The organism is Embleya sp. NPDC005971, from assembly GCF_040629175.1.
Lineage (GTDB): Bacteria > Actinomycetota > Actinomycetes > Streptomycetales > Streptomycetaceae > Embleya.
The window spans coordinates 1-11841 of the sequence record NZ_JBEXUX010000002.1; the positions used below are offsets into that span (position 1 = coordinate 1).

The following is an 11841-nucleotide window of genomic DNA, read 5'->3' on the forward strand; positions in this document are numbered from 1 at the left end:
CCATTCCTTCTGCGCCGCCCACATGGCGTCGACGCAGCCGGTCTCCTTGCTCGTCGCCTGGCCGTTGCCCCACGAGTCGGTGGACTTCGTGAAGACCTGGCCGGTGCTGTAGTCGGCGCAGGACAGGCCGGGACGGGTGGTGTCGCGCAGGGTGTAGGAGCCGCTGGTCTGGATGGTCAGCGGGTTCGGGCCGTTCCACTGGCTGTTGCCGGTGCCGGCCTTGACGTCGTCGGTGGTGTCGAGCACCGCGCCGGTGCTCGCGTCGACGAACACGTGCAGCCTGCTGGGCGCGGTCGCGGTACGACCCGCCACCACCGTCTCCCAGGCCAGCGCGCTCTTGTCGTCCTTGACCCGGACGACCAGGCGGTGCGACTCGACCTTGTCCACGACCGCGAGCCTGGCCTTGGAGGTGGCCTCGGCGGCGGCGGCGGTGATGGTCGGCTGGGTGGTGACCGATATGCGTGCTTCGGTGGAGGACTGGGTCGCCCGCACCCGGCCCTTTCCGTCGGCCAGTACCACGGCGTCCCCACCGACGACCGGGAGGCCGCGGTAGGTGCGCTGGTACGCGACCGAGTACAGGTCGTCGACCCACGGGGTCACGACCTGGCGTTCGTACTGCTCGTCGGGCCCCTTGGCGAGGACATCCAGGCCGCTGGCGGCCGCCCGGTCGGCGGCGGATACCGCGAGTGCCTGGGGGTTTGCGGGGGGAGGGGACGGGTCGGCGGCGGCCGACGGTCCGGCCGCGCCGATCGCCAAACCGGCGAGCATGGCCAGGACGGTCCCGGCCGTGGTCGTTCTGCGATTCATCGAGGCTCCTTGGGTGGAAGGCAGACCTCGACCACGTCGCCGGCATGCGCCGCGTACGCCTCGTGAGCGACGCGGGCGACCGTGCAGGCCGGGTTCGTGCCCGAGCGAGCGAAACACTCACACGGGTGTGGGGACTTGGTGAAGTGATCGGCAACGGCCGGCAAATTCTGGCAAACGCCAAGCAGACCCCGGGAGTCGCGGGAGTGCCGGGTCAACCGATCGGGCGGCCGTCGCTGATTTTCGGTGCCTGCTCCGAGGCCGTCTCATCGCCCATCGACAGAGACGGCCGGAGCCGCGCCGACCGCCGCTCAGTGACCGGGCATCTGCTCCAACAGGTCGCGGACCTCGGGCAGATCGCTCCAATGCCGAGTCAGACGTCGGCGCAGGCTCAGCAGTTCCCGATTGGTGGTGGCCGTGCCCAGACCCGCCGCCTCGTGCACCACCGGCGCGGCGGCGAGCACCGCCGCGTCCGGTTGGCCGGCGCACGCGAGCGCGTCCGCCAGGCGCACCGTGAGCAACACCCGCGCCGGTCGCATCGGCACCGGCAGCAGGTCGAGCGCCGCCTGTACCGATTGCACCGCCGCGCGCGCCGAGGGAAGGTCGCCGGTGCGCGCGGCCAGGTCGCGCAGCGCGCCGCCGATGGTGGCCTCCATCCGCAGCCGGCCGGCCAGCCCGGTCAGCCACGGCGCCTCGTCCCGATCGCGTTCGTCGAAGCGCGTCACGTGTCGATGTGCGGTGGTGATGTGCCGACGACACTCGGCGATGTCGCCGTCGAGCGCGTGGCCGCGCGCCTGGTAGAGCTGGGCCAGTGTGGTGATCCAGGCCCGACCGGGGTCCACCGCCTCCAGCGCGCGGGCATAGGCCAGCGCCGCCGCCGCGTCGCCGTCCAGGCGAGCCAGCGAGCACACGTCGCCGAGCAACGACGCGCGGGCGCCCGGACTCTCGCAGACATCGGCCCAGTTGAGTCCTCGGTCGTACCAGGCCATGCCGATCACGCTCTGCCCCTGCTGCATCCGGAACCGACCGGCGAGCTGGGCGTAGTCGGCCGCGAGTCGGAGCTGCGCGTGCGGCGAACGGCCGTGCGCGTTGAGCGATTCGGCCCAACTGACGATCCGGCGCAGCACGTACTCCACCGAACCGACCAGCCCGGTGGTGGCGCCGCCGTGCAGACCGGCCTGGGTGTAGCCGCCGAGCAGGGCGGTGAGCACGTGTACGACGTCGGGGTCGACGCCGGTGGGGTTGTTCCCGTCGATGTCGCCCAGGATGGTGAGCGCGTCGGCGTACGGGGGCACCTCGCACTCGTGACACCCGTCCTTGCCGTGCAGCGGGCAGGGCAGCCCGTGGTACGGCAGCCGATCGGGCCAGAACCGGTCGGCCAGCGGTGCCAGACCGGCGGGTGCCTCGCCGCCCGGAATCACCGAGAAATGGGTGCGGTGCAGGGCGGGCGGCGGGATCGATCGGCTGGTCAACAGCGCGGACAGGTCCCCGCCGGTGTCCAGCAGATCGTCGAGTCGGCGCGGTAGTCCGGCGGGCGGCTCGCGCAGGCCGGCCTCCAGCTTGCTGATCAGGCTGTGGTGGTAGCCGACGCGTAGCCCGAGCTGCTGTTGCGTCATTCCCGCGAGGCGGCGCCGGGTCCGCAGCGTGCGGCCGAACTCCGCCCACAACGGTGTCGACGCGACCTTTAGCGGTGGGGACGCGACCTTTGTGGTGACGGGCGCGTTCGGGAGCCTGTTCACGTTCGTCCTCCCCGAGTAACTCCGGATGGTCGACGGTTGGTCACTGCCCGGAGCAGGGTGACAGACGGCGGTAGCGGTTGTCTGCGGTGGAACGAGCCATTCCGCTTTTGCCGGATGGGTGTACGGGGCTGGAGCCCGAACCGAGACGACGTGACATATCACCCTGCATCATCCGGCTGCCCCCCGGACGGCGGTCGTGGGGTGTGCTTGCGGCCGGGACTGCGCGAGACTTGCCACACCGGTAGCACTCACCCCTTCCTTTGCTGAGGCACTATGCGCTGCACGATCGCTGGCCAGTCCTTCCACCTGCAGATGAACGAGGTGGAGCGTGCGATGAGCGGGGTCAAGCCCGACCCGATCACCGGCGAATCGGTCCGTATCGGGCGCCGTACCTATCCGGTCAAGCAGGTGGGATCGGTGGTCACGGGACAACTTCCGCGTGATTTCAGCGCGGCGGAGGTCTCGCGGGCGCTCACCAAGCTCGGCTTCACCGTTTTGCCGCCGGCGCCGGCGGCCGAGACCGAACTCTGATCGTTCGGGTCTTTCGGGGCCGCTCGTAGTCGTTCGAAGTCTTGCGGGCCGTGCGGGGACGTTCGGAATCGTTCGGCATGGAGGCCGGTCGGGCTGTGTTTGCCCGGCCGGCCTTCGTCGGCCCCGGTCGGTGCCTGCCGTTCTCGGCCTTTTCGGGTCCGGCGTCGGTCAGGCGCTGGGCGTCGCCCGGCTGGGCAGGCCGGCGAGGAGGTCGCCTCGCGCGCCCGGACCGGCCGAGGCGCGCAGGTCGTGCGAGGTCAGCGGTTCGCCGCAGTGTGAGCACACGTGTACGGCCGTGGTGGGTTGGCCGCAGTTGGTGTGCGTGACGATCAGCGGCGGGCCGTCCGGCGCGGCCCACTGGTCGCCCCACTGACGCATCGCGTTGAGTACCGGCCACAAGGTGCGGCCCTTGTCGGTGAGCCGGTAGTCGTACCGTGCCGGTTTGTCCTGGTACGCCTCGCGGACCAGGACGTCGTGCTCGATCAGGTGCTCCAGCCGCTGGGTGAGCACATTGCGGGAAATGCCCAGCCGCTCGTGGAAGTCGTCGAAGCGGGTCACGCCCAGGAACGCGTCCCGCACGATCAGCATCGTCCACCACTCGCCGGCCACCTCCAGGAACTGGGCGACCGAGCAGGGCATCTCCTGGAAACTCTTCCGACGCATGGCGCCATCCTAACCGGTGAGTCCTTTCATGGAACTCATTGAGTTGCATTATAGAACTTACCCGCTCTACGTTGAGTTTCGTCATAGAACTCATCCGTCATGGAACTCGACCGAGGGGATGCGCCGTCATGGCCGACACCGATCCGGATCACCCACCACGTGCGCTCGCCGCAGTTCTGGTCTGCGCGGGCGTGGTGCTCGTCAACCTCGACCTGTTCATCGTCAACGTGGCGATGCCGTCATTGGCCGAGACCTGGTCACACTCCTCGCTCGCCGACCTGTCCTGGGTGCTCAACGCCTACACCGTGGTGTTCGCCGCGCTCCTGGTCCCCGCCGGCCGACTCTCCGACCGGATCGGCCACCGGCGGGCGTTTCTGGCCGGGACCGCGGTGTTCACCGCGGCGTCCGCGCTGTGCGCCGCGTCGCCGACGCTCGCGGTGCTGGTGATCGCCCGCCTCGGCCAGGCGGTCGGCGCCGCGCTGTTGATGCCCGCGTCGTTGGGCCTGTTGCTCACCTCCTATCCGCCCGAGCGGCGCGGCGCGGTGATCAGGGCGTGGGCCGCGATCGGCGGACTCGCCGCCGCCCTCGGGCCGATCCTGGGCGGGCTGCTGCTCGAACCCGGCTGGCGCTGGGTCTTCCTGGTCAACCTGCCGATCGGGGTGGGCACGCTGGTGCTCGGCCTACGGCGGCTGCCCGATCCGGCGCCCACCGACCGCGGGCCGCTGCCCGACCTGCTCGGGGCCGCGCTGTTGACGGCGGCGATCGGCGCGTTGTCGCTGGGTGTGGTCCGGGCGCCGGACTGGGGCTGGTGGTCCGGCCGTACGGTGGCCGTCTGGGCGCTCACCCTGGTCCTGGTGCTGGGCTTCCTGCTGCGCAATGGGCGCCATCCGCGCCCGGTGGTCGAAGGGGCATTGGTGCGCAACCGCACCTATGCGGTGGCCGGCGTCGCCAACACCCTGTTCGGGATCGCGTTCGCCGGGATGTTGATCTCCGGCACGATGTGGATGCAGACCGTGTGGGGCTGGAGCGCGCTGCGCACCGGGCTGGGCACGGTGCCCGGACCGCTGTGCGTGCCGTTCGTGAGCATTGTGGCCGGCCGATACGTGAGCCGGTTCGGACCCGGGCCGCTGGTGGTGCTCGGGGGGCTCTCGTTCAGCGCGGGGTTGGGATGGTGGATCGTCCGGCTCGAACCGCACGCGCGTTATGCGAGCGACATGCTGCCCGGCTCGATCCTGACCGGTATCGGGGTCGGCCTGATTCTGCCCACGCTGATCGCCACCGCGACCGGGGCGCTGAGTCCGGACCGGTTCGCCACCGGCTCGGGGGTGATCACCATGCTGCGTCAGGTCGGCTCGGCGCTGGGCGTCGCGGTGTTCGTCGCGGCGGTGGGCGCGCCGACGACGCTCGACGGGTACGACCGGGCCTGGTACATCCTCGGCGCGGCGACCCTGCTCACGGCGACGGCGGCGCTGTTCCTGCCGCGACCGGGGCGGGAGCCGGCGACGGGGGGACCGGTGGCGTCGAAGGCCGGGTCGGTGCGGGCCGAAGGGGCGACGGCCGGCTAGCGATCGGCCGGGGTGCGGGGCGGGCCGTCGGGGCCGAACGGGGCCCGGGCCGGTGGGTGTCGTGGCCGGGAATCGGTGCCGGGGGCCGGCCGCGACACCGGGGCGGTCGGGGGCTCTCTCGGTCGGGAGCCCGGTCAGGCGTCCTTCGCCGCCTTGGCGGCCTTGGCCGCGCGCTTGGCCTCCTGCTTGTGTGCCCGGACCTTGGCCAGCGACTCGGGGCCGGTGATGTCGGCCACCGAGCGGTGCGCGCCGGCCTCGCCGTAGCCGCCGGCCGCCTCGCGCCAACCCTTCGGGGCCACGCCGTACTGCTTGCCGAGCAGGGCCAGGAAGATCTGCGCCTTCTGCTTCCCGAAGCCGGGCAGGTCCTGGAGGCGCTTGAGCAACTCCGTGCCGGTCGCCGCGTCGGCCCACACGGCGCTCGCCTTGCCGTCGTAGTGCTCGACCAGGTATCGACACAACTGCTGCACGCGGTTGGCCATCGACCCGGGATAGCGGTGCACGGCGGGCTTGGTGGAGAGCAACTCGGCGAATTCGTCCGGGTCGTACTCGGCGATCTCGTGCGCGTCCAGGTCGGTGCGGCCCAGGCGTTGGGCGATCGTGTACGGGCCGGCGAAGGCCCATTCCATCGGGATCTGCTGATCCAGGAGCATGCCGACCAGCGCCGCCAACGCACTGCGCCCGAGCAATTCGTCCGCCTCGGCCTGCTGGGCGAGGTGCACTGTCGTATTCATCCTTCGATGATCTCCCGGCGGACACCGCACGCGCACTCGGACTCGCCGAGGTGGGGGCGGGGGCGTTCAGTGGCTGCCGGTGCGCGGTACGACCAGTCCCGATTCGTAGGCGACGACCACCGCCTGGACCCGGTCGCGCAGGCCCAGTCGGCGCAACACCCGGCTCACGTGCGACTTGACCGTCTCCTCGCCGACCACCAGGCGGGTGGCGATCTCCGCGTTCGACAGGCCCTCGGCGACCAGACGCAACACGTCGACCTCCCGGGGGGTCAGGTCGGCCAGACCGGGTGGGGCCGGGCGTGGCCGCAGTCGGGTGAACTCGCCGATCAGCCGCCGGGTGACGCTCGGCGCCAGGAGCGCCTCGCCGGCGGCCACCACGCGGACCGCGTCGAAGAGGCGTTCGGCGGTCACGTCCTTGATCAGGAAGCCGCCGGCGCCCGCGACCAGTGCGTCGTAGACGTGCTCGTCCAGGTCGAACGTGGTCAGCATCAGGATCCGGGGCGGCTCGCCGTCGCCGACGTCGGTACGGATGCGCCGGGTCGCCTCGATGCCGTCCATGACCGGCATCCGTACGTCCATCACCACGACGTCCGGCCGCTGCTCGCGGCAACGCGCGATCGCCTCCGCGCCGTCCGCCGCGGTGCCGACCACGACGAAGTCCGGTTGGGTGTCCAGGAGTGCGGCGAAACCGGCCCGGACCACCTCCTGGTCGTCGGCCACCACGATCCGCAACGTCGCCTGCCCGTTCATCCCGTGCCCCCGGCGCCGGCGAACCCGCCGGTGCCGGCCGGCCCACCGGTGCCTGCCGGGCGCGGGGCCGGGAGGGTGGCCTCGACCAGGAAGCCGCCCATCGGCGTCGCCCCGGTACGCACCTCGCCGCCCACGCTCGCAGCGCGCTCGCGCATGCCCGGCAGACCGTGCCCGCCCGGGCCGGCGCCGACGCGCGGGCCCGGTCCGTTGTCGCGCACTCGCACCCGCAACAGGTCTTCGTCGGAGTAGTCGAGCACTACGTCCACGGCGGCTCCGGGGGCATGGCGGCGAGCATTGGTCAACGACTCCTGGACGATGCGATAGGCCGCCAACTCGACGCCCGGGTCGAGCACCGCGATCCGCCCGTGCACGATCAGCCGCATGCCCGCGCCGGCGAAGTCGCGGGACTCGTCGATCAGATCGAGCAGTTGCTGGAGTCCGGGCTGCGGCCGGCGGGTCGGCTCGGCGCCGGCGTCCTCGCGCAGCACCCCGAGCAGGCGGCGCATCTCGGTCAGCGCGGTGCGGGCCGTGTCGCCGATCGCGAGCAGCCGTTCGGCGCCCTGCTTCGGCATCCCCGGGGTGGTCAGTCGGGCGGTCTCGGCCTGCACCGAGATCATCGAGATGTGGTGGGCCACCACGTCGTGCAACTCCCGGGCGATCCTGTCCCGTTCGCCGCGCGCGGTGAACTCCAGCAGGGTGCTTTCGATCGCGTGCCGGGAGGCGTCCCGCTCGGCGGTGCGGGTGCGGGCGCCGCGCACCCGGATCCGGACCAGCGTCGCCCACGCGGCGAGCAGCGCGACCGAAGCGGCGATCGGCACACCCTGGTAGAGCACGGCGGTGGGCACCGCGGCTGCGGTCATCGCCACCGCGACCGTCGCCGGCCGGCGCGGCGCGAACAGCAACGGCACCGTCGCGCACAGGCCCAGGATCAGCGCGATCGACAACGTGCCCGCCGCCTGGCCGGAGCGCAGCGCGGTGCGCAACACCGTCTCCGGCAGGGAGAACAGGCCGAGCGCCACTCCCGCGGCGAAGGCGAGGGAACCCCACGGCGGTTCCGTGCGCCATGGGTGGGTCGGCCACGGGTGGGCGGGCCGGCGGGGTCCGCGCCACGGTTGTGCTCGCCGCGGTCGTCCGCGCCACAGCGACTCGCCGCGCCGCCGACCGGGGTCGAGGGCGCGGCCCGGGATCGGATCGCTGTGCTTCATGGCGCCATTGTCTCGGCCGGTCCACCCGGCCCGCTTCCCCCGGGCCGGGGAATCCGCCTCCCCCGCAGCGGGGAGACGGACCGCGGGCTTCCCCCCATGCGGGGAACCCGGTTTGGCTCGCTTGCGTGATGCCTCGGAACCGGTCGCCTTCATAGCCTCGTGGACATGGAAGCAACCATCGAAGTACGCGGACTGCGCAAACGCTACGGCCCGCATACCGCCGTCGACGGGCTGTCGTTCACCGTCGAGCCCGGCCGGGTCACCGGCTTCGTCGGACCCAACGGCGCCGGCAAGTCCACCACGATGCGGATCATCCTCGGCCTGGACCGCCCGGACGAGGGCTCCGCACTGGTCGGCGGCCGGCAGTACCACACGCTGCGCACGCCGCTGCGCGAACTGGGCTCGCTGCTGGACGCCGCCGCGCTGCACCCGGCGCGTCCGGCCCGCGACCACCTGTTGTGGATGGCGCACTCCAACGGCCTGCCCGCGCGCCGGGTGGACGACGTTCTGGAGACCGTGGGCCTGACGTCGGCGGCGCGCCGGCCCGCGGGCGGCTTCTCGCTCGGCATGCGGCAGCGGTTGGGCATCGCGGGCGCGCTGCTCGGCGACCCGCCCATGTTGATGCTCGATGAACCGGTCAACGGCCTCGATCCGGAGGGCGTGATGTGGATTCGGGGCTTGCTGCGCTCGCTCGCCGCGGAGGGCCGCGCGGTGCTGGTGTCCAGCCACCTGATGAGCGAACTGGAGGACAGCGCCGACCACCTGGTGGTGATCGGGCGCGGCCGGCTGATCGCCGACACGAGCATCGGCGAGCTGCTCGCGGGTGCCTCCGGCGGGCGGATCCTGCTGCGCACCGCGCAGCGCCGCGAGGCGATGACCGTGCTGACCGGGGTCGGCGCGACCGTCGCGGCCACCGATCGCGACGCGCTGACCGTCACCGGCCTGTCGGCCGAGCGCATCATCGGGCTGCTCACCGAGCACGGCGTGCCGTTCTCCGGGATCGCCGAGCACCGGGCCTCGCTCGAAGAGGCATACATGGAACTCACCCGGGACGCGGTCGACTTCCGCGCCGCCGATGTCGAGGAGCGAGCATGAGCGGCCCCACGACCACGCCCTACCGCAGCGCGCTGACCGGCGGGCGGGACACCTTCGGTCGGCTGCTGCTCGCCGAGTGGACCAAGCTCAGGTCGGTCCGCAGATGGATGCTTACGCTGATCTCGGCGGCCGTGCTGACCATGCTGGTCGGCCTGCTGATCGCAAGCGGCTCCGGCGGCACCCGAGAGGTGACGGGCGGCGGCGCGGGCGGCAAGGTCAGGCTGGCCGACCATTACACCGACGGGGGACAGTTCGTCGAACGCGAGTTGGCCGGCGACGGCGAACTGGTCGCCCGGGTCAACACCCAGGAACGCAGCGCCGGTCGGGCCAAGGCGGGCCTGATGATCCGGGCGAGCGACGCACCCGGCGCGGCCTACGCGGCGGTGGTGGTCACCCCCGACCACGGGGTCCGGTTGCAGAGCGGGTACGACCGCGACCGGGCGGGCGGCGGAGGGCCCGTGCCGCGCTGGCTCAAACTGGTCCGGGCCGGACACACGATCACCGCGTACGAGTCCGCCGACGGCACCGGTTGGCGACGGGTCGGCCGGGTCGACCCGGGGCAACTTCCGCAGACCGCCCGGATCGGGTTGTTCGTCGGCTCCCCGGACGCGGTCGAGGTCGAGCGGCAGTTCGGCAACGAGGGCATCTCCGGGCAGACCACCACCGGCAAGGCCACCTTCGACCACGTGCGGCTGACCCCCGCACAGCCGCAACAGCCCACCGGGACCTGGCACAACCGGGTCGGCCCGGACGGTTCGACCGGCCCCTCCGGCCCGGCGGTCGAGCGCCCCGGCGCCGGCCCGCCCCCGGGCTTCACCGAGGTCGACGGCACCTTCACGGTGATCGGCACGGGCGACATCGGCCCCGACCCGTTCGGCGAGGACGGCACCCAGACGATCCTCGGTGGCGTACTGATCGGCCTGATCGCGGTGGTGGCACTCGGCGTCTTGTCGATCACCGCCGAATTCCACCGGGACACGATCCGCACCACGTTCGCGGCCGTACCCCGGCGCGGCCGGGTGCTCGCCGCCAAGGCGATCGTGATCGGCGCGGCCACCTTCGTCGCCGGACTGGTCGGCACCTTCGGCGCGTTCGCCATCACCGGCCCGGTGGAACGCGGCAAGGACCGCATACCGGCCGGCCTGTCCGACCCCAACGTGCTGCGCGCGCTGATCGGTACGGCCGCGCTGCTCGCGGTGGTCGCGGTGTTCGCGCTGGCGATCGGCGCGATCCTGCGCCGAGGCGCGCCCGCGATCGCCGTCGTGCTCGCGCTGCTGTTGATCCCGCGCATCGTCGGCTCCGGCCTGTCGGTGTCCACCGCGACCTGGCTGGAACGGCTCACCCCCGCAGCCGGATTCGCCATCCAACGCACCTTCGACCGCTACGACAGCACGGTCGGCCCGTGGACCGGGCTCGGCGTGATGTGCCTCTACGCCGCGGCCGCCCTGGTCGTCGCCGGATGGCGGCTGCGCCGGCGGGACACATGAGAAACGCCGCCCACGCCGAATGGACCAAGCTGCGCACCGTGCGCTCGACCGGATGGCTGCTGCTCGGCCTGATCGCGGCCACCGTGCTGGTGAGCGCACTGGCCACGTCGGCCATGCACACCTCGCACTGCCCGACCCCGGCCGGCTGCTTCGAGGACATCACCAAGGACAGCCTGATCGGCGTGCGGGTCGGCCAGATCGCCGTCGTCCTGCTCGCGGTGTCGGTGATCGGCAACGAATACGGCACCGGGATGATGCACACCTCGCTGACCGCCCACCCCCGCCGCCTCACACTGCTCGCCGGAAAGGCGCTGCCGCTGGCGACGCTGGTCGCCACCGCAAGCACGCTCGCCGTACTCGCGTCGCTGTGGGCGGGGCGCACCATCCTGGCCGGCAACGGCTTCACCCCCGAACACGGCTACCCCACACCGCCCCCCATCGACGGCCCCACCCTGCGCGCGGCCGCCGGCACCATCCTCTACCTGACCCTGATCGCCCTGCTCTCCTTCGGCATCGCCCTGCTGATCCGCGACACGGCCGGCGCCCTCACCGTCGTACTGACCCTCCTCTATATCCTCCCGCTCCTGGCCACCGCGATTACCGACCCCGACTGGCACCGCCGCCTCGAAAAACTGACCCCCATGACCGCCGGCCTGGCCATCCAAACCACCCGCAACCTCGACCGACTCCCCATCGCCCCCTGGCCCGGCCTCGCCGTACTCGCCGGCTACACGGCAACAGCCCTGCTCCTCGGCACCCTGACCTTCACCCGCCGCGACGCGTGAGCGGGACGGGCACGCCGACCAGCGCCGCGGTGGTGTACCGGCCCGTATCGGCAGCGGATCACAGGCGCTGCGGGTGGACCACCACCACGGTTTCGCGGGTGATCAGGTCACCGGCGCCGGGGCGTTCGCCAAGCCGAGCAGAGCGAGCAGGACGCGATCCAACGTCGTCCACGCGGCGGGGAGGCAGACGTCGGGCAGGGAGGCGCGGGACGGGGGCCGCCGGGGCGCTGCCCCGCAAGACGTCCACGGCGCGCGAAGACGGCCTCGCCGTCGGGATGTTCGCGCGGCAGGGCGATGGGGAGCCGGCGGCAGACGTGGCCGTTCGGCTGCCATCCGGCCCGTAGGTCGCTCAACCAGGGGCCGTCGACGGAACGCGCGGTCGGTACGACGACTGCCGGCGTGCCGGATCCTCATCTCGTTCCTCGCCGAGTCCGGCGCGTGGCAGCCGGATTGCGGCGCGGCCGGAAGCAGATCGTAGGGCAGCGG

At 72.2% G+C, this 11841-nt stretch carries 10 protein-coding genes and 1 pseudogene; 5 read left to right on the forward strand and 6 right to left on the reverse strand.

Features of this window, described 5'->3' with window-relative positions; all coding sequences use genetic code 11:
* Together ABZ374_RS03085 and ABZ374_RS03090 are read right to left on the reverse strand one after the other, a co-directional pair.
* Window positions 1-807, reverse strand: a pseudogene (locus ABZ374_RS03085) (peptidase M28); the annotation flags it as partial.
* 308 nt (window positions 808-1115) lie between these two features.
* Entirely contained in the window at window positions 1116-2543 is a 1428-nt protein-coding gene (locus ABZ374_RS03090) for a helix-turn-helix transcriptional regulator (protein ID WP_360305501.1), read from the reverse strand.
* Window positions 2544-2816: 273 nt separating this feature from the next.
* On the opposite strand from ABZ374_RS03090, the gene ABZ374_RS03095 reads away from it, so the two are divergent.
* The gene (locus ABZ374_RS03095; protein WP_360305503.1) at window positions 2817-3074 is read left to right on the forward strand and encodes an SCO5918 family protein; all 258 of its coding nucleotides are present in this window, start codon (window positions 2817-2819) and stop codon (window positions 3072-3074) included.
* Between the two features lie 168 nt (window positions 3075-3242).
* Here ABZ374_RS03095 and ABZ374_RS03100 read toward each other — a convergent pair whose 3' ends face one another.
* Window positions 3243-3737 carry a helix-turn-helix domain-containing protein gene (locus ABZ374_RS03100; RefSeq protein WP_360305505.1) on the reverse strand — a complete coding sequence of 165 codons (495 nt, stop codon included), beginning with the start codon at window positions 3735-3737 and terminating at the stop codon, window positions 3243-3245.
* Between the two features lie 128 nt (window positions 3738-3865).
* On the opposite strand from ABZ374_RS03100, the gene ABZ374_RS03105 reads away from it, so the two are divergent.
* The gene (locus ABZ374_RS03105; RefSeq protein ID WP_360305507.1) at window positions 3866-5302 is read left to right on the forward strand and encodes an MFS transporter; all 1437 of its coding nucleotides are present in this window, start codon (window positions 3866-3868) and stop codon (window positions 5300-5302) included.
* A 134-nt stretch (window positions 5303-5436) separates the two neighbouring features.
* Here the strand turns inward: ABZ374_RS03105 and ABZ374_RS03110 are convergent, their stop codons facing one another.
* The 3 genes from ABZ374_RS03110 to ABZ374_RS03120 all read right to left on the reverse strand — a co-directional run bounded on the left by ABZ374_RS03110 (window position 5437) and on the right by ABZ374_RS03120 (window position 7988).
* On the reverse strand, window positions 5437-6033 hold the full coding sequence (locus ABZ374_RS03110; protein WP_360305509.1) for an HhH-GPD-type base excision DNA repair protein: 597 nt from the start codon (window positions 6031-6033) through the stop codon (window positions 5437-5439).
* Between the two features lie 66 nt (window positions 6034-6099).
* Complete coding sequence (locus tag ABZ374_RS03115; RefSeq protein WP_360305511.1) at window positions 6100-6783, reverse strand: response regulator transcription factor; 684 nt, start codon at window positions 6781-6783, stop codon at window positions 6100-6102.
* Window positions 6780-7988, reverse strand: coding sequence for a sensor histidine kinase (locus ABZ374_RS03120; RefSeq protein ID WP_360305513.1), 1209 nt, complete (start codon window positions 7986-7988; stop codon window positions 6780-6782). The genes ABZ374_RS03115 and ABZ374_RS03120 overlap by 4 nt, the downstream gene beginning before the upstream one ends.
* Window positions 7989-8153: 165 nt before the next feature.
* Here ABZ374_RS03120 and ABZ374_RS03125 point away from each other — a divergent pair, with 165 nt between their 5' ends.
* The 3 genes from ABZ374_RS03125 to ABZ374_RS03135 are packed head-to-tail and all read left to right on the forward strand — an operon-like array spanning window position 8154 to window position 11355.
* Complete coding sequence (locus ABZ374_RS03125; protein ID WP_360305515.1) at window positions 8154-9083, forward strand: ATP-binding cassette domain-containing protein; 930 nt, start codon at window positions 8154-8156, stop codon at window positions 9081-9083.
* Window positions 9080-10570 carry an ABC transporter permease subunit gene (locus ABZ374_RS03130; RefSeq protein ID WP_360305517.1) on the forward strand — a complete coding sequence of 497 codons (1491 nt, stop codon included), beginning with the start codon at window positions 9080-9082 and terminating at the stop codon, window positions 10568-10570. The genes ABZ374_RS03125 and ABZ374_RS03130 overlap by 4 nt, the downstream gene beginning before the upstream one ends.
* The gene (locus ABZ374_RS03135) at window positions 10567-11355 is read left to right on the forward strand and encodes an ABC transporter permease (RefSeq protein WP_360305519.1); all 789 of its coding nucleotides are present in this window, start codon (window positions 10567-10569) and stop codon (window positions 11353-11355) included. Before ABZ374_RS03130 ends, ABZ374_RS03135 begins: the two co-directional genes overlap by 4 nt.
* Window positions 11356-11841 lie beyond the last annotated feature (486 nt).